19 protein-coding genes and 1 pseudogene are annotated in these 21,100 nt (G+C 61.1%); 13 read left to right on the forward strand and 7 right to left on the reverse strand.

Annotated features, from left to right (window positions below):
- Positions 1-85 precede the first annotated feature (85 nt).
- The 3 genes from J5278_RS04995 to J5278_RS05005 all read left to right on the forward strand — a co-directional run bounded on the left by J5278_RS04995 (position 86) and on the right by J5278_RS05005 (position 2,698).
- Positions 86-601 (forward strand): MarR family winged helix-turn-helix transcriptional regulator, encoded by a 516-nt coding sequence (locus J5278_RS04995; protein WP_142830496.1) that lies wholly within the window; start codon positions 86-88, stop codon positions 599-601.
- A gap of 94 nt (positions 602-695) precedes the next feature.
- A complete protein-coding gene (locus tag J5278_RS05000; protein ID WP_111218794.1) occupies positions 696-1,718 on the forward strand; it encodes a LacI family DNA-binding transcriptional regulator in 1,023 nt (340 codons plus the stop codon).
- 20 nt (positions 1,719-1,738) lie between these two features.
- Positions 1,739-2,698, forward strand: a complete 960-nt coding sequence (locus J5278_RS05005; protein WP_209184923.1) for a 2-hydroxyacid dehydrogenase — start codon at positions 1,739-1,741, stop codon at positions 2,696-2,698.
- A 13-nt stretch (positions 2,699-2,711) separates the two neighbouring features.
- Here the strand turns inward: J5278_RS05005 and J5278_RS05010 are convergent, their stop codons facing one another.
- Positions 2,712-3,470, reverse strand: a complete 759-nt coding sequence (locus tag J5278_RS05010; protein WP_209184922.1) for a gamma-glutamyl-gamma-aminobutyrate hydrolase family protein — start codon at positions 3,468-3,470, stop codon at positions 2,712-2,714.
- Between the two features lie 193 nt (positions 3,471-3,663).
- On the opposite strand from J5278_RS05010, the gene J5278_RS05015 reads away from it, so the two are divergent.
- The 4 genes from J5278_RS05015 (at position 3,664) to J5278_RS05030 (ending at position 8,567) form a co-directional block, all read left to right on the forward strand.
- Positions 3,664-4,773, forward strand: coding sequence for a TRAP transporter substrate-binding protein (locus J5278_RS05015; protein WP_209184921.1), 1,110 nt, complete (start codon positions 3,664-3,666; stop codon positions 4,771-4,773).
- A gap of 189 nt (positions 4,774-4,962) precedes the next feature.
- Positions 4,963-7,266 carry a bifunctional diguanylate cyclase/phosphodiesterase gene (locus J5278_RS05020; protein ID WP_209184920.1) on the forward strand — a complete coding sequence of 768 codons (2,304 nt, stop codon included), beginning with the start codon at positions 4,963-4,965 and terminating at the stop codon, positions 7,264-7,266.
- 188 nt (positions 7,267-7,454) lie between these two features.
- The gene (locus tag J5278_RS05025) at positions 7,455-8,207 is read left to right on the forward strand and encodes a hypothetical protein (RefSeq protein ID WP_209184919.1); all 753 of its coding nucleotides are present in this window, start codon (positions 7,455-7,457) and stop codon (positions 8,205-8,207) included.
- A 135-nt stretch (positions 8,208-8,342) separates the two neighbouring features.
- On the forward strand, positions 8,343-8,567 hold the full coding sequence (locus J5278_RS05030; RefSeq protein WP_209184918.1) for an aa3-type cytochrome c oxidase subunit IV: 225 nt from the start codon (positions 8,343-8,345) through the stop codon (positions 8,565-8,567).
- Positions 8,568-8,588: 21 nt separating this feature from the next.
- On the opposite strand, the gene J5278_RS05035 is transcribed toward J5278_RS05030, so the two are convergent.
- The 4 genes and pseudogenes from J5278_RS05035 to J5278_RS05050 all read right to left on the reverse strand — a co-directional run bounded on the left by J5278_RS05035 (position 8,589) and on the right by J5278_RS05050 (position 12,216).
- A complete protein-coding gene (locus J5278_RS05035) occupies positions 8,589-9,701 on the reverse strand; it encodes an FAD-binding oxidoreductase (protein WP_247749179.1) in 1,113 nt (370 codons plus the stop codon).
- A gap of 129 nt (positions 9,702-9,830) precedes the next feature.
- On the reverse strand, positions 9,831-10,694 hold the full coding sequence (locus tag J5278_RS05040) for a tetratricopeptide repeat protein (RefSeq protein WP_224127942.1): 864 nt from the start codon (positions 10,692-10,694) through the stop codon (positions 9,831-9,833).
- Between the two features lie 143 nt (positions 10,695-10,837).
- Positions 10,838-10,936 (reverse strand): annotated as a pseudogene (locus J5278_RS31580) (30S ribosomal protein S21); the annotation flags it as partial.
- Between the two features lie 506 nt (positions 10,937-11,442).
- On the reverse strand, positions 11,443-12,216 hold the full coding sequence (locus J5278_RS05050) for an SDR family oxidoreductase (RefSeq protein WP_209184917.1): 774 nt from the start codon (positions 12,214-12,216) through the stop codon (positions 11,443-11,445).
- Positions 12,217-12,323: 107 nt separating this feature from the next.
- Here J5278_RS05050 and J5278_RS05055 point away from each other — a divergent pair, with 107 nt between their 5' ends.
- The 5 genes from J5278_RS05055 to J5278_RS05075 all read left to right on the forward strand — a co-directional run bounded on the left by J5278_RS05055 (position 12,324) and on the right by J5278_RS05075 (position 18,799).
- Positions 12,324-13,199 carry a helix-turn-helix domain-containing protein gene (locus J5278_RS05055; protein ID WP_209184916.1) on the forward strand — a complete coding sequence of 292 codons (876 nt, stop codon included), beginning with the start codon at positions 12,324-12,326 and terminating at the stop codon, positions 13,197-13,199.
- Positions 13,200-13,446: 247 nt separating this feature from the next.
- The gene (locus tag J5278_RS05060; protein ID WP_209184915.1) at positions 13,447-14,700 is read left to right on the forward strand and encodes a sarcosine oxidase subunit beta family protein; all 1,254 of its coding nucleotides are present in this window, start codon (positions 13,447-13,449) and stop codon (positions 14,698-14,700) included.
- A gap of 226 nt (positions 14,701-14,926) precedes the next feature.
- On the forward strand, positions 14,927-15,268 hold the full coding sequence (locus J5278_RS05065; RefSeq protein ID WP_209184914.1) for a sarcosine oxidase subunit delta: 342 nt from the start codon (positions 14,927-14,929) through the stop codon (positions 15,266-15,268).
- Positions 15,265-18,258 (forward strand): sarcosine oxidase subunit alpha, encoded by a 2,994-nt coding sequence (locus J5278_RS05070; RefSeq protein WP_219258320.1) that lies wholly within the window; start codon positions 15,265-15,267, stop codon positions 18,256-18,258. The genes J5278_RS05065 and J5278_RS05070 overlap by 4 nt, the downstream gene beginning before the upstream one ends.
- The gene (locus J5278_RS05075) at positions 18,251-18,799 is read left to right on the forward strand and encodes a sarcosine oxidase subunit gamma (protein ID WP_209184912.1); all 549 of its coding nucleotides are present in this window, start codon (positions 18,251-18,253) and stop codon (positions 18,797-18,799) included. Before J5278_RS05070 ends, J5278_RS05075 begins: the two co-directional genes overlap by 8 nt.
- Positions 18,800-18,898: 99 nt before the next feature.
- Here the strand turns inward: J5278_RS05075 and J5278_RS05080 are convergent, their stop codons facing one another.
- A complete protein-coding gene (locus tag J5278_RS05080; protein ID WP_209184911.1) occupies positions 18,899-19,447 on the reverse strand; it encodes a TetR/AcrR family transcriptional regulator in 549 nt (182 codons plus the stop codon).
- Between the two features lie 184 nt (positions 19,448-19,631).
- On the opposite strand from J5278_RS05080, the gene J5278_RS05085 reads away from it, so the two are divergent.
- On the forward strand, positions 19,632-20,504 hold the full coding sequence (locus tag J5278_RS05085; protein WP_209184910.1) for an alpha/beta fold hydrolase: 873 nt from the start codon (positions 19,632-19,634) through the stop codon (positions 20,502-20,504).
- Between the two features lie 39 nt (positions 20,505-20,543).
- On the opposite strand, the gene J5278_RS05090 is transcribed toward J5278_RS05085, so the two are convergent.
- On the reverse strand, positions 20,544-21,035 hold the full coding sequence (locus tag J5278_RS05090; RefSeq protein ID WP_111218770.1) for a MaoC family dehydratase: 492 nt from the start codon (positions 21,033-21,035) through the stop codon (positions 20,544-20,546).
- Between the last annotated feature and the right edge of the window lie 65 nt (positions 21,036-21,100).

The following is a 21,100-nucleotide window of genomic DNA, read 5'->3' on the forward strand; positions in this document are numbered from 1 at the left end:
GTGCGAACGTGCCCCTTGTTTATGTCAACGTCGTTTGCGATGTCATATCCCGGTGAGGCAAGAGCGGAAAGACGGCGGACACACAATGGCGAAGAAGAACAAGGACAGCAAGAAAACCAAGTCGGCCAAGAAAAAGGACCAGGCTGAGTACACGCTGGCCGATCTGTCGCCGGCGCTGACCCAGGCGGCCCGGTCGATGCGCACGGCCATCACCCGCAATCTCGGCGATAGCGGTCTCTATGCCGGGCAGGACGGTGTCATCCTGGCGCTTGCCGAGGAAGACGGCCTGCCGGCGGGCAGCCTCGCCCACAAGCTCGGTGTCAAGGCGCCGACGATCACCCGGACCATCGGCCGGATGGAGGCGCAGGGTTTCGTCGAACGCCGCGCCGATGCTGACGATGCGCGGTTGACGAAGGTCTATCTCACCGACAGCGGCCGCAACACCGTGGCGCAGATCAATGCCTCGGCGCAAGCCTGCGACGCGCTGGCAACGCGCGGGTTTTCCGAAAAGGAAATCAGGACCGCGGTGCGCCTGCTGAAAGCGATAGACAATAATCTGCTGGCCGGGGAGGGCGAGGAGCAGATCGAAGCCGAGGACTGATTTCAAATATATCGTCAAAATAACGTTGATTTTAATCGTGAACTAAATATTTTAAATCCCGGTGGCGCGAATGACGGCGTGCCGGGGAGATGATGTGGTACAAAAAATAAAACTATCGACGATTGCCGGAACGCTGGGAATTTCAACGGCGACCGTATCCCTAGCATTGCGCGACAGCCCACTTGTCGCGGCTACCACGCGGGAGCGCATCAAGGACCAGGCGCGGGCGCTCGGCTACATCTACAATCGCCGCGCCGCCAGCCTGCGAACCTCGCGCTCAGGCATCATCGGTGTCGTCGTGCACGACATCATGAACCCATTCTACGGCGAGATCCTGAAGGCTATCGAGACCGAACTCGACCGCAGCCGCCATACCTTCATCCTGTCCAACCACTACGATTCGGTCGAGAAGCAGCGGACCTTCATCGAGACGCTGCTGCAGCTCGGCGGCGACGGCGTCATCATGTCGCCTGCCATCGGCACACCGCCGGAAGATCTGGCGCTGGCCGAGGAAAACGGCATGCCGGCCATCCTCGTGGCTCGTTCGATGGAGGCGCTCGGTCTGCCGACGTTCCGGGGCGACGACAGCTACGGTATTTCGCTGGCGACCAATCACCTGATCAGCCTCGGCCATCGCTCCATCGCCATGATCGGCGGCACCGACCAGACCTCGACCGGCCGCGATCGCTATCATGGCTATGTCAACGCGCTGCGAAAGGCCGGCATCGAGGTCGATCCGGACCTGCGCATTCCGGGGCCCCGCTCCAAGCAGGGCGGCTTCGAGGCCGCCGTCCACTTTCTCTCCCTGCCGCAAAAGCCGACCGCCGCCGTATGCTGGAACGATCTGGTGGCAATCGGGTTGATGAACGGTATCGCCCGTGCCGGACTGGTCCCCGGCAAGGACATTTCCGTTACAGGATACGACGATCTGGAGGAAGCGGCCATCGCCACGCCTGCTCTGACGACGGTCTGGAACGGCCAGGCAGAGGTCGGCAGGCTTGCAGCGCGCGCGCTTTTGGATAGGCTGGCCGGCAGCCACGAACCGGACGGCATCCATCTCATAAAGCCCGAGATGCGCATCCGCCAATCCACGGAGCCCTATCGCCCGCGCTCCTGAACCATCACCGAGAGAAGTCCATGCCAGATACGCGTCCCACCGTCCTCGTTCTTTCCGACGTTCATCCTCGTGTTGCTGAAAAACTCAAGGAGCGTTTCGATGTCCTGGTCGTCGGGCGCAGCCAGCGACTGGCGATCGAGCCGGCGGTTGCCGAGCGGATCCACACCGTCGCCTCGTCAGGCACGTTCGAGTCCGCCTGGATGGACCAGCTGCCAAACCTGCAACTGATTGCGAGTTTCGGGGTCGGTTATGACGGCGTCGACGTTGCGCATGCCGTGGCGCGGCGCGTCGTCGTCACCAATACGCCGGATGTGCTGAACGACGAGGTTGCCGATACCACGATCGGCCTGCTGCTGAACACGCTTCGGCAATTCCCCACGGCCGAACAGTGGCTTCGCCAGGGGAACTGGAAAAACGGCGCCTATCCGCTGGCCCCGTTCTCGCTGACAGGACGCCATGTCGGTATTTTCGGGCTTGGACGCATCGGCAAGGAGATCGCCCATCGGCTGGCGCCATTCAAGGTGAAGATCGGCTACCATACGCGCACCCGCTATCCTGACGTCGAATACGATTATTATCCGACGTTGAAGGAGATGGCCGAGGCGGTCGACACGCTGATTGCCATCGTTCCCAAGACGGCCGCGACCCACAAGGTTATCGATGCCGAAATCATGTCGGCGCTTGGGCCGAAGGGCGTGCTGATCAATGTCGGCCGAGGCTGGTCAGTGGATGAGGATGCGCTGGCTGCCGCACTTGGCAACGGAACGCTCGGTGCAGCCGGCCTGGACGTCTTTTACAACGAGCCTCATGTTCCCGAAGCGCTGCTGGCCCTGCCGAATGCGACCTTGCTTCCGCATCTCGGTTCCGCGACGGTGCAGACCCGCAATGCGATGGCGGACCTCGTTGCCGGCAATATCATCTCATGGCTGGAAAACGGTCATGCGGTAACGCCCGTCCCGGAAACACCACTCAAGCGCTGATCCGGGGCTTGTCCTATCGGGGAGTGCGGGCCACCACATAGGCGCGTACCGCGTCCCCATAGGCTTCGAACAACTGCCGCGACGGCGTATCGGTTTCGGCCCAGTATTCCGGATGCCACTGGACACCGACGGCGAAGCCATTGGCATCGATCACCGAGACGGCCTCGACCGTTCCGTCCGGTGCCGTCGCCTCCACCTGCAGGCGGGGAGCCGGGGTGGCGATGGCCTGGCGATGCAGCGAATTGACGAGAATATCGTCGCTGCCGAGATAGCGGGCGATGCAGGAGCCTTCGCTGATCCGCACGGTCTGGCGGATGGCATACATGGCGTCGCGCTCGGGTACCGGCGGTTTACGATGATCGTCGCGGCCGGGCTTCTCCTGGATTTCGCTGTCGAGCGTGCCCCCGAGTGCGACGTTCAGTTCCTGGATGCCGCGACAGATGGCGAGCAGCGGCATGCCGCGATCGATGGCATGGCGGATCATAGGCAGCGAGGTCGCGTCACGGGCCGGGTCGAAGGGCCCGTGTTCCTCGGTCGGCTCCGTGCCATAGAGCGACGGGTGGACATTGCTCGCGGCGCCGGACACCAGCACGCCGTCGACGCGGTCGAGTATGGCGTCGGTGTCGTAGCCCTCTTCCATGGCGGGCACGATCAGCGCCATCAGGCCTGCGGCATTGAGAGCGGCGCGGATATACTGATGCTGGACCGCGTGCCATCCGCCGCCCTCCATCGTCCGGAAGTCGGCAGGAATGGCGATGATTGGCTTGGACATGCAAGGCTCCGGTAAAAATGCCCGATTTATAAGATCGTTAGGAACGTAGAATGCTATCGAAGTCAAGATTCCGCGCTGTCTGCGGGGATACTGAGGGTTGAAACGCGGGGGTTGAAATGTTTAGTTCGAACCGGCCGTACCGAGACCGGCACGGGTGGACGCCCTGCCGGTTTGTCCACGGGGGAGAATTGTGATGGATCGTCGTTCCTTCATCAGGAAAGCGGGTTTGATGGGGGCTTCTGCCACCGCTTCGACGGCGCTGGCCGCGCCCGCGCTTGCACAGCAGACGCCGAAGGTCACTTGGCGTATGACCTCGTCCTTTCCGAAAAGCCTCGACACGATCTATGGCGGCATCGATGACATTGCCAGCCGGGTTTCGGATGCCACTGACGGCAATTTCACCATCCAGACGTTCGAAGCCGGCGAGATCGTTCCGGGCCTGCAGGCTGCTGATGCGGTGAGCGCGGGCACTGTCGACGCCGCCCACACCTGCTCCTATTATTTCTGGAACAAGGATCCCACTTACGCCATCGGTACGACGCTGCCGTTCGGTCTCAATGCGCGACTGACGAACGCCTGGTACTACCAGGGAAACGGCAATGCGCTGATGAACGAGTTTTATGCGACGCAGGGGCTCTACGGTCTTCCGGCCGGCAATACCGGCGTGCAGATGGGCGGCTGGTTCCGCAAGGAGATCAATACGCTCGACGACCTGCGCGGGCTCAAGATGCGCATCTCGGGGCTGGCCGGCAAGGTGATTTCGAAGGTGGGCGTCGTCCCGCAGCAGGAGCTTGCTGTTGGCGATATCTATTCGGCGCTGGAAAAGGGCACGATCGACGCGTGCGAGTGGGTCGGTCCCTATGACGACCTGAAGCTTGGATTCCAGAAGGTTGCGAAGTTCTATTATTATCCAGGCTGGTGGGAGGGTGGCGCGGTCATCCACGCGCTCTTCAACCTCGAAAAATGGAATGCGCTTCCGAAGTCATACCAGACCGTCCTTGCCGACGCCTGCGCCTTTGCCAACTCCAACATGCTGGCAAAATACGATGTGAAAAACCCTCAGGCTCTGAAGGCGGTCGTCAGCCAAGGCGTAACGCTGCGGCCGTTCAGCCAGGAAATTATGGAAGCCTGCTTTCAGGCAGCCGCGGCGATCTACGCTGATCTTTCAAAGGCAAATCCATATTTCAAGAAGATCTATGACGATCAGGTTGCTTTTAAAAAGGATGCCTATCTCTGGATGCAGCTTTCCGAGTACACATTCGACACATTCATGATGATCCAGCAACGTGCGGGCAAGCTTTGAGCCATGTTCCTGGCCTATAGGCAGGTCGAGATCGCACATTAAAAAGTCGCGGTAAAAGCGAAGTTTTAATACTGTCGCCGGTGTTCGATAGACGTTGCAATCGTTAATGCCTGTCCAATGTCAGGCGAATGGGCAATTATTTTTTAAGGGGTTTGACCTATTGTCCGCCGCGTATCAGGGGGACTGTGGATGAAGCCTCAAGACCCGAACGGCGTTCCGACAGATGTCTACCTGTCATTCGTAAGTTCACTGTTTGGAAATCGCAGCACGCTTTTCACGGGCATGATCGTGCAGATCATGACCTATGCTGCCGTCTTTTCAAAATCCGGGTCGCACTTCTATCTCTACCTCACAGCTGTTTTCATCGCCGTCTGCGCCTATCGCATCTATTGGTTTCATCGCTTCGATACGGCCGACAAGTCGGCGATGAGCCGTGAGGATATTGCGCTGTGGGAGCGCCGCTATCTGTACGGGGGCGTCTCCACCACCACGCTCCTTGGTATCGGCAGCGGCTTTGCCGTGTTTGTCCTGCAGGACATGTTCGCCGAGATTGCCTGTGTGGCGGTCACGCTTGCCTCGATGGTGGCGGTTGTCGGACGCAATTACGGATCTTCGAAGGCGGTCAACCTCCAGACGATCTCCGCATCGCTGCCGATCAGCCTCGGCTTCCTGCTTTTGCGCGATCCCTATATGCAGCTGTTGTCGGTGACCCTCATCCCCTTCGTGCTGACGACGCGGTCGATGGCCACAGGGGTGCGGGAGTTTCTCTACAAGAACGTGCTCGCGGCGCGCGAGATCTCGCTGATCAACGATCGCTTCGACACGGCGCTCAATAACATGACGCACGGCCTGTTCATGCTGGATGCGAACAATCGCATTCTGGTCGTCAACCGCAAAGCCTGCGAACTGCTGCATCTAACAAACCAGGAGCAGCTGAAGGATTGCGAACTCGACGTGGTGCTGCGCTACGGCGTGCGCAATTCCTTCATCGACGGCTCGCTACCTAGCTTGATCCAGCGGCAGCTGGCGCAGCTTGTCGACGGTTCGCTGTCGCGGACGCTGATCCAGTTCAGCGAAAACCTGTTCCTCGAATTTTCTGCCAGCCGTCGTGGCGATGGCGTCGTCATCCTGATCTTCGAGGATGTGACCTCCCGCATCCGCGCTGAGCGCAAGATCCTGCATATGGTGCGCTACGACGCACTGACGGGCCTGCCCAACCGCGAATATTTCATCGATCGCGTCAAGGAAAGCCTTGTCGCGCGTGCGAAACCTGGAACGATTGGCTTTGCCGTTCTCGACATCGACGAGTTCAAGCATGTCAACGATATCAAGGGACATATCGTCGGCGACCACCTGCTGGCCGAGATCGCAGCCCGTCTGAAACGGGAGGCGAAAGATGTCGCGCTGGTAGCGCGGCTGATGGGCGACCAATTCGTGGTTTTCTTTCCCAACGAGGACGATGTCGCAGATCTCGGCCATCGCATACGCATCCTGCATGCGGCCATCGGCGGCAACTACGAGGTCGACGACACCACCTTCCGGATCTCTGTCAGTGCGGGCTACGTGATCATCGGCAGCCAGGAATTCCGCCCGGAAGAATGGCAGATCAAGGCCGACCTTGCGCTATTCGAGGCGAAATCCCGCGCCAAGGGAAGCTGCTCGGAGTTCGAGGAGGAGATGGACGAGCGCTACATAGAGCGTCAGAAGCTCAAGGAAGAGCTGCGCGAGGCCATAGAGCAGGGCCAATTGCAGGTCGCCTACCAACCTATGTTCCTGCCCGACGGCAGCCGCATCGATTGTTGCGAAGCGTTGTCCCGCTGGCACCATCCCGAACGGGGCATGGTGCCGCCTGACACGTTCGTGCAGATTGCTGAAGACATGGGTATCGTTTCCGGCATAACCCACCATATCCTCAACCTTGCCTGCCACGATTGCATGGCCTGGCCCGAAACGATTTCTGTGTCCGTCAACCTTTCCGTCCAGGACCTGCGCAGCAATGCTATCGTCTCCGTGGTGCGCAAGGCGCTGGCGGCATCGGGCCTGCCACCAGCGCGCCTGCATCTCGAGGTGACGGAAAGCTGCCTTATGGATGAGCTTGCGACGGTGGGGGCCATCCTGACCGAGCTGCGCAGCATGGGTATAACCATTGCCATCGATGACTTTGGCACCGGTTTTTCCAGCCTGTCCTATCTCGACTCGCTGCCGATCGATGTGGTCAAAATCGACCGCTCGTTCGTGCGCAACATCACCGAGGACGAAAGGCGGCTCAAGCTGCTGCGCGGTACTGTCAATCTCTGCCGCGAACTGGGCCTTCAGATCGTCGTCGAGGGCGTCGAAACGCAGGACCAGCTCCACCTCATCAACCAGTATTACTGTGCAGATTTTGTGCAGGGCTACGTGTTTTCGAAGCCAGTTTCGAACGCTACGCTGCTGTCGATGGTGGCCGTTCTCGATGCAAAACGTGCCACCACGGTCGTAGAATATGTCGCGTAAAAAGATATCGAATTTCGCTAAAAAATCACATTTTCATACACTGAAGTTTCTATGTCATTGATTTTATTTGCGTTATTGGAAGACGTTAACCCTAATAAAATGTATCTTAATTAATTTTTAATCGCTCATTGCGAGATGGATCGCGCTCACGCATTAATCTCCTATTAGGAATTCAGGGCGTTGGCGTCATGCGTAACGAAGTTGTTCAAAGCAGTTTTTCAAACAAGCTTCTCGAAGTTCTGGATCACATCGAATACCGCCGCGTCGAGACACAGGAAGACATGGAAGAGGTGGCAAGGATGCGATACCGCGCCTACAAGCTCGCCAACATCCTGACACTCGATGGCGCCAAGCTTATAGATGCCGTCGATTTCGACGATCATGCCTATGTCTTCGGCGTCTATTTCGACGAACGGCTGATCAGTACGGTGCGTATTCACCACGTCACGCCGGACCACCGCATCAGCATCACCCGCGATATGTACCCGAAGGAAATCGATGCTTTTCTCGACAGCGGCATGACGCTGATCGATCCCGTCCGTTTCGCCGCCGCCCCCGAGATCATCGGTGAAATGCCGGCCTTGCCGTATCTTACCCTGCGGATCGCTTCGATGGCAGCCGATTACTTCGATGCCGACAGGGTGCTGCAACTGGTCAGTCCGCAACATGCGCCGTTCTACAAACGGGTATTTTCCGCCGATACGGTGGTTCCGGCGCAAACGGGCGTTGGAAAATACAATATACCGCTGACCCTGATGGCGACGCGGACGCGGGAGGTGCGAACCGCTCTCTACGAACGCTTCCCCTTTTTCATCTCCGAGCCCTACGAGCGTCGCATGATGTTCCAGCGTTCGGAAGCCATGGGCTCGACGCCGCTGACCATTCTGCCGACGGCCCGCTTTGCTGCCGCCAACCGTGCCGGAGCGTTGCGGCAGGCCTGAGCCTCATCTCCTGCCGCGCAGGCGTCACGCATTGCCTCTTGTCTCGCTTTATGAGAGCATCGATGCGGGAGAGCCATCGACCGTGCCTTGGTGCAAGGGCGTAGGTCGATTGGCGCGCAAGAGGAGGAAATCACCATGGCAGAACATCCGACCGGTCCATCCGAAACCGGCGCTCCGATGGACTATAACGAGCACGAGAAGACCTATTCCCTGTTCTTGAACGGCGCCAAGCTGCTGAGCGTGTTCGTGGCGGCACTGCTGATTGCCATGGCCGGCGGGTTTTTCGGCCACGCGGGACTGGTGGGTGGCGTGCTCATCTTCGTGGTTGTCGCCGTCGTCGGATATATCATGACGCGCTGAGTGCCGATTCGCCGGCGCGCGTCAGCGGCCGTGCTTGTTCAGAGGCGTACCGGACGTGAAGCGCCCGAAACGCAACGGCGCCAGGGAGGCGTCTGGCGTGCCGCCGATGATTTCGTTGGCAGCCAGCAGGCCGACCAGTGGCGCCAGGGTAACGCCGGAATGCATCACCGCAAGGTATAGGCCGGGCGCTTGCCCGGTATCGCCGATGATCGGGAAGCCATCGACGGGCGTCGGGCGATAGCCGACGGTGTATTGTTCGAGCTCCAGATCCGCAGCATTGTCCAGCATCGTCCGTACCTCGGCAAACAGGCGGTCGGCGACGCCCTGAGGATCGCTGCCGGGATCGCTGCCGCCAAAATCGCCGCCGGCGATGATGCGGCCCTCTGTTGTCTGGCGCATATGCAGATGCGGGGCGATGACGAGGCCGTTCAAGCGTTTTGCGTATGGCTTCGAATGAACGATGAGGCCGGGCGGCGATGTAACCGGCAGGTGGATGCCGATGGAAGCAGCAATTGCGGCCGATCCCGTGCCGGCAGCCAGCACGACATGATCGGCCATGAGCGGGCCATCGGCCGTTCTGACGCCAACGATGCGACCGTCTTTCTCGATGAGCGCTTCAACGACGAGATTTGGCAGGAATGTCGTTCCCAGGCGAAAGGCATCGCCGAGCATGCAGCGAGCAGCGATTTCGGGCTCGACGGAGCCTTCCTCGGCCGCAAAAAGAGCAAATTCCGGCGGGTTAGTCAGGTGCGGTTCGATGGCGCGGATTTCATCGCGGGTGACGGAGCGCAGATCGTAGCCCCCGCCACCATGCTCGACGGCATAAGCTTCCAGCTGGCCAACGGACAAGTCGAAGCACAGGCCGCCGGTCCACTGCAGCGGCAGCGTTGGCAGGTCTTCGGCCATTCGCTTCCATTCCTGCATCGCGCGCAGCCGTAGCCGAAAATAGAATTCCGGGTTGCCCCAGCTGGCATTTATCCAGGCAAAGGAATTCGGCGTCGCGTCGCCACCGGTCTTCGTGGCGACGACGGTAACGGAGGCGCCGCGCATTGCCAGATGCCAGGCGATGGATGCGCCGACGATGCCGGCGCCGATGACAATGATTTTGGGGGACGCGGATATAGACTGGGCCAAGCGGTGCCTCGCATGTCAGTGGCGTCTCGTCTTTATAAAAAGTGCGTCACTCAGGCAGGCATTGCGAAGCGACGCCTATCGCAAGATCTCGGGATGCCCGGCGCTGGTTGCGCCGGGGGTATCGTTCGATCAGCCGCGAAGACGGGCGAGGCCATCCTTGGCCGGCTGGAAGCGCGGGTCGAGATTGAGGGCGTGCTGGTAGGACTTCTGTGCCTTCGCCTTGTCACCGCGCTGTTCGTAGACCAGCGCCTGGTTCGACCAGGATTCCGCCACCTTGTTGTCGAGGTCGATGGCGTGGTTGAAGTCGGCAAAGGCGTTGTCGAGATCCTTGTTGGCAATGTAGGAGATGCCGCGACCGTTGTAGGGCTCCGGTGAATTCGGAGATAGCGAGATCGCCTTGGAGAAATCGTCGATTGCCTTCTCCTGCTGGCCGCGCTTCTGGAAGATCAAGCCGCGCCCGTGATATGCGCGGCCGTCCGTCGTGCCGAGCTGGATCGCCTTGGAGAAATCGTTGAAGGCCTGGTCGTCCTGTCCGGCGAGGCGGTAGATATTACCGCGACCGATATAGGCGACATCGTAGTTCGGGTTGATCTGCAGCGCCGAGGAATAATCGGCGGCGGCTTCCGCCTGCTTGCCCATGTTGCGGTAGACCAGCGCGCGGTTGGCGTAGGCCTGGTAGAATTTCGGATTGAGCTGGATCGCCTGGTTGAAGTCGGCGAGCGACTTGGAGAATTCGCCGGCGCGGCCATAGGCCGATCCACGCACGTTGTAACCCTCCGGATCGGATGGATTGGCGGCGATGACGGAGCTCAGCGAAGAGATGTTTTCCTGCGATCCCTGCGCCTTGTCGATGCGGATGACCGCGTCCGTGGAGTTCGTCTGGCATCCGGCAAGGCCAATCGCGGCGACGAGCGCCAGAAGCGGCAATGCTGACTTGCCGGCCCTGCAAACAGAAGCGGACCGGATCGGGGTTCGGGACTGTTCATGCGTCATAAATGCCATTCCGGATTTCGCTTTCCATGCGGTCAGATCGGGCTGTGCCGAGAGATTTGTTCATAAACTAAGATGGCGGCGGCGAATGATTCGCCCCGCCACAGATACATTCGAAAACGTCGAAATAACGACTATCCGATCTTTCCTTCGCGCTGCATCTTCTTCTTGAGCGCGCGGAGCGCTTGGTCGACCTTGTTGTCGCGGACAAGTACCTGCACGAGAACACCGTTCCCCGGTTCGATTGCACCCCGCCAACCAGCCGGTCCGAGTCGCCGACCCTGAAGGCAAAATTGTGTCGCTAGCCCAGCCAGAGACCGGGCGATTGGTCGTGGGCGATAGCAGATTGGGGGGTGGAAGTCTAGATGAGGGGACGGGGCAGGCCGGGAAAAAGGGAAGTGCGGGGCGCCATAGCTCGCGACGGACATGCCCGTTTTATGTCGTACGCTTCGGCGCCGGGACAGGGCCTGGTCAAGGCAATGGAGATCGCACGACGGAATGCGAAAGCGGCTCTCTATCGGCGGGACGCATATGGTCATAGGGTGAGGGGCCACATGGGCGCCCGGACGAACTGGTCGGAGGCGCTGCGCGCGGCCGGTTCGTGGTTGCCGAAGAGCGACAAGGCCGAGGTGCTGCCTCTGTCCGGTGCTGCTCGAAATCGAGGCAGCCTATGGCCCGGTCGAATGGTTCATCGGCGCTTTTCGAGGTGGGGTCGGCGCCCGCTTGCGGCGAACGCCGGTTGGTCATTGGCTTAGCGGGCGATGAAGCCGCCATTGATGAAGAGGGTCTGGGCTGTCACCCAGCCGCCGCCCGGGCCGACCAGGAACTCGATCAGTGGCGTGATTTCGTCGATCTCGCCGAGGCGGTTCTGGGGGCTCATGCCGGAGAGAAACGCTTTCGAATCGTCCGTCTCCACTGGATAGAAGAACGAGGTGTTGAGCGGGCCAGGTGCTACGGTATTGACCGTGACGCCCCGGTGGCCAATTTCCTTGGCAAGGGCGCGTGTGAAGTGTTCGAGCGGTGCTTTTGAGCCGGCGTAGATTGCGTAGAGCCCGGTCGTTGCCGCCTGCAGAGTCGTGCCGATGTTGATGATCCGGCCGTTGTCGGCGATACGCTTGGCTGCCTCCTGCATGCAGAAGAACGCCGCCTTGCTGTTGATGGCGAAGCTCTGGTCGAACTCGGCCTCGGTGATTTCCACGAAGGGCTTCTTGACCACCTTGCCGACTGTGTTCACCACGATGTCGAGTTGGCCGAACGTCTCGTCGACCGCGTCGAACAACTTCACGACGTCGGCGACCTTTGTCAGGTCGGCGCTGAACAGAAGCGCCTCGGCACCGTAATGCTTGATCTCCGCGGCGGTCTCTTCCGCTTCGCCCCGGGATGCTTCGCCGTGATAGTGGACCGCCACGCCGCGGCAGCCGTTGCGCGCAAGCATGACGGCATAGGCCCGGCCCTGGTTGCGCGTTGCACCCATAACCACTGCAACCTTGCCATCGATGTTTTTGATCGTGTCGTTGGTCGTCATTGTCTTTCTCCTTGTTGATGACCAAGAAGTAGGCGACATGGAGTGGTGCGGCTTTCAGGATACGCGCATCGTTGTTAGTAAATCCGCACGCCGGACGGAGAACAGACATGTCAGATGCCATTTCGCCCGAAGCACCCCATGTCGCCACTGCCGATACGCCGGTGCCGAACTGGGGCCGGCTCGTCCGTTCGGATTTCGGGACGGCTGCGTGGAACCGGCGGAACGCCGGCGAGATCAGCCAGTCGATCCCCCATCATCTCGTGCTTTTGTCCTTCAAGCCCTTCAGCAACCGCGAGTCGCGCCTCGGCGGCACGCGGATCCGCACCGCTTCGGCTGCCAGCGGGTGCTGCGAGATCGTGCCGGCAGGCGCGGACTACTGGGCACGCTGGCATGAGCCGAAGGAGGTGGCGGCGTTCTCTCTGTCGCAGCCATGGCTCGATGATCTGGCGCAGTCCGACCTCGATCTGCCGGCCGCCACCGTCGTCGCGGACGCCTTGCCGGTCGTCGACCGCCGTGTCGGGCTGCTCGGCGGCATGCTGCGAGACGAGCTGCGTTCGGGCACGCACGGGACAATGGCGAGCCTCGAGCTTGATTCGCTCCTCAACCTGCTCGGCATCCACCTTATCCGGCAATATGGCGTGGCTCGGCCTCAGAAGGATCTGGGCGGCCTGTCGGACCGGCAGTTCCGCCAGGTGCGCGACCACATGCAGGCGCATCTTACAGAGGGCGTCCGGCTCGATGCCCTGGCCGCGCTGGTCGAGCTCTCGTCAAGCCAGATGCTGCGCTCCTTCCGGCGCCGGACGGGGACGAGCCCGCACCAGTATTTCACCCGCCTGCGCCTCGATCAGGCCCGCGCACTGATCGTCAATGGACGGCTGCCGCTGGCCGAGATCGCGCTCAACTGCGGCTTCTCCAGCCAAAGCCATCTCACGGCCATCATGCGCCGGGAAGATGGCCTGACCCCCGGCGCGCTGCGGGTATAGGCGTCACGCGGTTCGGGAAGCCGGTATGCTCACCTGTCCACGCATACCGAAGGCTGCATTTCCTTCCTCTTCAGCCAGACTGCCGCCAGCCGCACATCCTGCTCCCCAAAAATCCCCGCAATTCTTCCCCATTTTCCGCCGTGTCGACACCTGCGTCAAATGCGTCGCAAAAGAACCGTTGTGTCGGTTTTCGATTTGCGATTTGTATGGCCCATTGGAAGAGCTCTTCCCCAAGGAGTAAGTGCAAATGCGGAAATACTCGGTTTTTGCCGTGGCTCGCGAGGCGTTACGTGGACACAAAGGCTGGGACGCCCAGTGGACCTCGCCCGAGCCGCGCAAGGAATACGATGTCGTCATCATCGGCGCCGGGGGCCACGGGCTTGGGGCGGCCTATTATCTGGCCAAGGAGCACGGCATAACCAATGTCGCTGTCATCGAGAAGGGCTGGCTCGGCGGCGGCAATACCGGCCGCAACACCACCATCATCCGCTCGAACTATCTCTACGAAGAGAGCATGCACATCTACGAGCACTCGCTGAAGCTTTGGGAAGGGCTGAGCCAGGAGCTTAACTACAACGTCATGTATTCGCCGCGCGGCGTGATGATGCTGTCGCACAACGTCCACGACCAGCAGTCGTTCAAGCGCCATATCCATGCCAACCGGCTCTACGGCATAGACAACGAGTGGATGACGCCAGAGCAAGCAAAGGCTTTCTGTCCGCCGCTCGATATCTCGGCCAGCGCCCGCTATCCGATCAACGGTGCAGCCCTGCAGCGCCGTGGCGGTACTGCGCGTCACGATGCCGTCGCCTGGGGCTATGCCCGCGCTGCGGCCGACCGTGGCGTGCACATCATCCAGAATTGCGAAGTCACCGGCATCCGGCGCGGGCCGAACGGCGAGGTCACCGGCGTCGATACGACGCGCGGCCTGATCGGCACGAAGAAGATCGGCGTTTCCGCTGCCGGCCACACGACGACCGTGATGAAGATGGCCGATGTCCGCGTGCCACTGCAGTCGACGCCGCTGCAGGCGCTGGTGTCCGAGCCGCTGAAGCCGATTTTCCCCTGCGTCGTCATGTCGAACACCGTGCATGCCTATATTTCGCAGTCCGACAAGGGCGAGCTGGTAATTGGGGCCGGTACCGACCAGTACAATTCCTACTCCCAGACCGGCGGCCTGCAGATCATCACCCATACGCTCGATGCGATCTGCGAACTTTTCCCGATGTTCCGGCGCGTCAAGATGATGCGCTCCTGGGGCGGTATCGTCGACAATACGCCGGATCGCTCGGCCATCCAGTCGAGGACGCCGGTGCCGGGGCTTTACGTCAATTGCGGCTGGGGCACGGGCGGCTTCAAGGCAACGCCGGGCTCGGCCCATCTGTTTGCCCACCTGATCGCCCGCGACGAACCGCACAAGTTTTCCGCCGGCCTGGCGCTGGACCGCTTCCGGTCCGGCCGGTTGATCGACGAAGCGGCAGCTGCGGCGGTGGCGCATTGATGTCTCGAGTTCGGAGCCACTCCCCTCTGTCACCGTCGGTGACATCTCCCCCACAAGGGGGGAGATCACCATCGACGCTGGTTTTCAGAAGGGAAATGAATGATCTCCCCCCTTGTGGGCGAGATGTCCCGAAGGGACAGAGGGGGGTAGGCCGCCACATGCGGGCCACTCTCCATCCTGCCGCCGAATATCACATAAGTCATACCCACCGGGCCGGGAGTTCCCCATGCTGCTGATCTACTGCCCCTACTGTCGGGAAGAACGTTCGGAACTCGAGTTCCGCAACTGCGGCGATGCCCATATCGTGCGCCCGGCCGATATTGCCGCGATCTCGGACGAAGAATTCGAGGAGTTCTTCTTCCTGCGCGATAATCCAAAGGGCCTGATTTTCGAGCGCTGGCGGCATATGCACGGCTGCGGCCGGTTCTTCAACGCGGCCCGCGATACTGTCAGCGACAAGTTCTTGCAGACCTACAAGGCCGGCGAACCGAAGCCCGATATCGACGCCACCGCAGTCACAAACGCGCCCGTCGAAACCTATGAAGCGACGGAAGGAGACGCCCGATGAGCGGCGCCAATCGTATCCCCGGTGCCGGCCGCCTGACGCCCGCCAAGACCGCCCGCTTCACCTTTGACGGCAAGACCTACACCGCGCTCGAGGGCGATACTGCCGCGTCGGCGCTGCTCGCAAACGGCGTCCACCTGGTCGGCCGCTCGTTCAAATATCACCGGCCGCGCGGCATCCTGTCGTCGGGTGCCGAGGAGCCGAACGCGCTGCTCGACATTTCGCGAGATTCGGCACGACGCCAGCCGAATGTGCGGGCCAGCGTGCAGGAAGTGTTCGATGGCATGAAGGTGCTTTCGCAGAACCGCTTTCCGTCGCTCGGCTTCGACATCGGCGGCATCAACAATTTCCTGTCACCGTTCTTTGCCGCCGGTTTTTACTACAAGACCTTTATGTGGCCGAAGGCTGCCTGGAAGAACCTCTATGAGCCGATCATCCGCCGTGCTGCGGGTCTCGGCGTGGCGCCTACCGAGGCCGATCCGGACCACTATGCCAGCCGATTTGCCCATTGCGACGTGCTGGTGGTCGGCGGCGGCATTGCCGGCCTGTCGGCAGCGCTCGCTGCTGCCGAAGCCGGTGCCAAGGTCATGCTCTGCGACGAGCAGGCGACTGTCGGTGGCGCGCTGCATTTCGATGCCAGCGTTCGGATTGACGGCGTCGATGGCTATGACTGGGCGCAGTCCGTCGCGGCACGGTTGAAGGCCATGCCGAATGTCGAAGTGCTGACACGCACCACGGCTTTTGGCTACTACAACCACAATTTCGCGGCGTTGGCCGAACGCGTCACCGACCATATGGCCCGCCCTGACCGCAAGCTGCCGCGCGAACGGCTGATCCAGGTTCGCGCCCGGCGTGTCATCCTCGCCACCGGCGCCATCGAGCGGCACATGGTGTTTGCCAACAACGACCGCCCGGGCATTATGCTGGCATCGGCCGCGCGCGAGTATCTCAACCATTACGGCGTCGCTGTCGGCGCCAGGATCGGCGTCTACACGGCCCATGATTCGGCCTATGAAGCCGCCTTCGACCTCAAAAAGGCCGGCGTGTCTGTGTCTGCCATCGTCGATTGCCGGACCCGGCCCGGCGAGGCGGTGCTGGCGGAAGCCCGCCGTCTCGGCATCGAAGTTCTCGCAGGCCATTCGGTCATCGATACCTCGGGCCGGCTTCGGGTATCGTCGATGACAGTTGCACGCAACGGCGGCGGCGCCAAGCGCAAGATTGCCGTCGATGCGTTGCTTATGTCGGCTGGCTGGACGCCGTCGGTTCATATGTTCTCGCAGTCTCGGGGAAAACTGAGGTTCGATGCAGAGGGGCAGCGCTTCCTGCCCGGCACCTATGCGCAGGATTGCCTGTCCATCGGCGCCTGCAACGGTACCGACGGCCTGCAGCAGACCATCGAAGAATCGCTGGCTGCAGGCGAACTGATGGCGCGGGCAACAGGTGCTACCGGTGACGGCAACATCCTGCTGACCGGCGAACAGGCCTTCGAGTGGACCGGCGGCATGGTCGGCGCTGCCGAAGGTGCCGGCCCGGATACCTCTGCCAAGGCCTTCGTCGATTTCCAGCACGATGTCTGCGCCAAGGATATACGGCTCGCAGTGCGCGAGGGCATGCACTCCATCGAGCATATCAAGCGCTTCACGACCAACGGCATGGCATCCGACCAGGGCAAGCTGTCGAACATGCACGGGCTGGCGATTGCCGCAGAAGTGCTGGACCGCCCCATTCCCCAGGTGGGCCTGACGACCTTCCGCTCCCCCTATACGCCGGTCACCTACGGCACGCTGGTCGGCCATTCGCGTGGCGATCACTTCGATCCCGCTCGCAAGACGCCGCTGCACGCCTGGGAAGAGGCGCACGGAGCGATCTTCGAGGATGTCGGCAACTGGAAGCGCGCCTGGTTCTATCCGCGCGCCGGCGAGACGATGCACCAGTCGGTCAACCGCGAGTGCCGCACCGTGCGTGCAGTTGCGGGCATCTTCGATGCCTCGACGCTCGGCAAGATCGAGGTGGTCGGCCCCGATGCGGCGGAATTCCTCAACCTCATCTATACCAATGCCTGGGATACGCTGAAGCCCGGCCGCTGCCGATACGGCATCATGCTGCGTGAAGACGGCTTCGTCTATGACGACGGCGTCGTCGGGCGGCTGGCCGAGGACCGCTTCCACGTGACGACGACGACAGGCGGTGCGCCGCGCGTGATGCACCATATGGAAGACTACCTTCAGACGGAATTTCCGCATCTGAAGGTGTGGCTGACATCGACGACCGAGCAATGGGCGGTCATCGCTGTCCAGGGGCCGAAGGCCCGCGAGATCATCGAGCCATTCGTCGAGGGCATCGACCTGTCCAACGAGGCATTTCCGCACATGAGTGTTGCAGAAGGCAAGTTCTGTGGCGTCCCGACACGGCTGTTCCGCGTCTCGTTTACCGGCGATGTCGGCTACGAGATCAACGTGCCGGCGGATTATGGACAGTCGGTGCTCGAAGCTGTCTGGGCCCGTGCGGAGAAACTCGGTGCCTGCGCCTATGGCACCGAGACCATGCACGTGCTGCGCGCCGAGAAGGGTTACATCATCGTTGGCCAGGATACCGACGGCACCGTTACCCCAGATGATGCCGGCCTCAACTGGGCGGTTTCAAAGAAGAAGACGGATTTCGTCGGAATCCGTGGCCTGAAGCGGCCGGATCTCGTCAAGCCGGGCCGCAAGCAGCTGGTCGGGCTGATTACCAAGGATCCGAACGTCGTTCTGGAGGAGGGCGCCCAGATCGTTGCCGATCCGAACGAGCCTAAGCCGATGACTATGCTTGGCCACGTGACGTCGGCCTACTGGTCGGAAAATTGCGGTCGGTCCATCGCTTTCGCGCTGGTGGCCGGTGGCCGCGAGCGCATCGGCAAAACGCTCTATGTGCCGATGCCCGACAAGACAATCGCCGTCGAGGTGACCGACATGGTGTTCTTTGACAAGGAAGGAGGCCGGATCCATGGTTGATCAGGCAATTCGCACATCGCCGCTCGCCGGGCGCCACGGCGGCTCCGCCGGCGTTCGCCTGACACCGGCCAAGCCCGCCAGCCGAATATCGCTGCGCGCCCCCGATGCCTCCGTTGCAGCCCTGTCATCCGCGCTCGGCCTGGCCCTGCCGACAAGCCCGAAGACGTCGGCCCAGACGGGAAACCGGATGGCGCTGTGGCTTGGGCCGGACGAATGGCTGGTCATTGACGACGGCGAAGTCGATCTGGTTGCCATTGCGGGCGGCTCGGGCGTGCTGCATTCGGCAGCCGATGTGTCCCACCGCAACGCCGGCATTGTCGTGTCGGGGCCCGATGCCGAAGCCTGCCTTTCGGCCGGCTGCCCGCAGGACCTGTCGCTCGCCGTCTTTCCGGTCGGCGCCTGCTCGCGCACGCTGTTCGGAAAGGTAGAGATCGTGCTGGTGCGGCTGGATGCGGAGACTTTCAAGGTCGAGTGCTGGCGGTCGTTTTCGGAGTATGTTTTCGGGCTTCTGGCCGAAGCCTCGGAAGACGCCGCGCACTGAGGAAACATTTCGCTGAAGCCATTGTCCCCGCCTCGTGCGGGGATTTTTCGTTGGGCTTTGCTCAACGGTTGCGGCGATACCCCGCCAGCATTCCCCGGTTCACGGCTCGAGTGCCGCATCAAGTTCTTTGATTGAGGCGGTCAGCGCCCGCTCGAGCGGTGCGGGATCGTCTTCCGTCACCAGCCAAATCGTTGCCCCCTCCAGGCGGGCCAGTGCGTCGGTCGCCAGATCGCGGGCTCGCTGCAGGCCTACCTTGCCGGCGATAGTTTCTGCCAGGCGATCCCGGGATCCCGCGAAAAAGGATCGCACGGATGCCTTTGCCAGCGGTGTTTCCTCTCCCGTGCCGTAAGCCAGATGCAGCGCAACGCATCGCTTTCTGTCGGCGAACGTCGTGGCAATCGCACGAAGCACGGCTTCATAGGCTGCTTTGCCATTCTTTTGATCATCGCCGATGGCGGCAAACGTCTCATCGAGTGTCATGGCGATGACGTCGGCAACGAGCGCTTCCTTGTTCGGAAACCGGACGTAGAGCGACGCCTTGCGCAATCCGACCACGTCAGCAAGGTCCTGCATCGAGGCGCCGGCATATCCCTTGTCGCGAAACAGCTCGCGGGCGGCAGCGACGATGTCTTTTCGCAGCACTTTCATTTTTGGTTTCCGGTCCCGATTGTCGACGGATCTTCCTCGCACGAAATAAACGAAATAGCCACTTGATAAAACCGACCGTTCGGTAGTATTTGACGTGGAAGGGCTTTTGCGTGTGGCCCCGGCCGATCCCGGCCAACGATAAGCGCGTGTGACGCAATTTCCTTAAGCACCCATGAGGTCGAGAATGAACATCAACTATCGAACGATACAGGTGGGTGACGTCGAAGTGGCGTACCGGGAAGCCGGGCCGACCGATGCGCCCGTGATTCTGCTGCTGCATGGGTTCCCGACATCAAGCCATATGTTCCGCGATCTTATTCCGCTGCTTTCCGACCGCTATCGCCTCGTCGCTCCCGACCTGCCGGGGTTCGGGCAAACAAAAGCCCCGCCGCGTGGAACGTTCGACTATACATTCGACAACCTGGCAAAGACGATCGACGGCTTTACCGAAGCTCTCGGCCTGACATCATATGCGCTCTATGTCTTCGACTACGGCGCGCCCACCGGCTACCGGATCGCCGTCGCTCATCCCGAGCGGGTCACGGCCATTATCAGCCAGAACGGCAATGCCTACATGGATGGATTTAGCGACCAGTGGGGCCCTTGGCAGTCCTATTGGCGTGAACCGACGCCGGAGAACCGGGAAGCCTGTAGGGCGTCGCTGACCCCCGAAGCCATCCGCGACTGGCAATATCTCACAGGAACCCCGCCGCAGCGGGTGTCGCCCGATGGCTACACGCTCGACATCGCTTACATGGCGCGCCACGGTGCCGATGAGATCCAGCTCGATCTCATTCTGGACTATCGCTCCAACGTTGCGAGATATCCTGAGTTTCAGGCCTACTTCCGAAAGCATCAGCCGCCATTGCTTGCCGTCTGGGGCAGGCATGACCCGGCCTTCATTCCGCCCGGCGCCGAGGCCTACAAGCGTGATCTTCCGGATGCGGAGGTGCACTTGCTGGACACCGGCCACTTCGCGCTTGAGACGCATGCATCGGAGATCGCCGCGTTGATCCGCACCTTCCTGGAAAATCGCCTTCAGCCCCCGGCTCGGTGATTTCGCCTACGCCGAGGCGACAGCGCCGTGTCCATGAATTTACTCATGGTCCTCCGGCCTGTCCTTCGGATCGAACTGGGTGATGGTGATCCAGGTGGCGGTGAGGGCGGGCTTGCGTTCGTCCTCGATCTCGACCGTCACCTCGTAGGTGAGCATGATCATGCCGGCGCCGCGGAAGCGGGCTTCGGTGAGGATGAAATGGCCACGGATGCGATTGCCGGGCTTCACCGGAGACATGAAGCGGACTTTTTCAAAGCCGTAATTAATACCCATCGTCTGCTCGCGGATTTTCGGCAGGCAATCGTAGTTCATGGCCGACAGCAGCGACAATGTCAGGAAACCGTGGGCAATCGTGCCGCCGAACGGGGTCTCGGCGCGGGCACGTTCCGGATCGACATGAATGAACTGATGGTCGTGGGTGGCATCGGCAAATGCGTCGATCATCGTCTGGTCGACGAGCATCCAGGCAGACAGTCCGACTTCCGTGCCGACGATATGCTGGACGTCCGATAGTGAAATCTCGCGTGGCATTGTCTCTCCTTCGATCGGTATCGATGACCAAGACGTACATCGCTCAGGCGATGAAAGCGATATGA

The organism is Rhizobium sp. B21/90, from assembly GCF_019355815.1.
Classification (GTDB): Bacteria; Pseudomonadota; Alphaproteobacteria; order Rhizobiales; family Rhizobiaceae; genus Rhizobium; species Rhizobium rhododendri.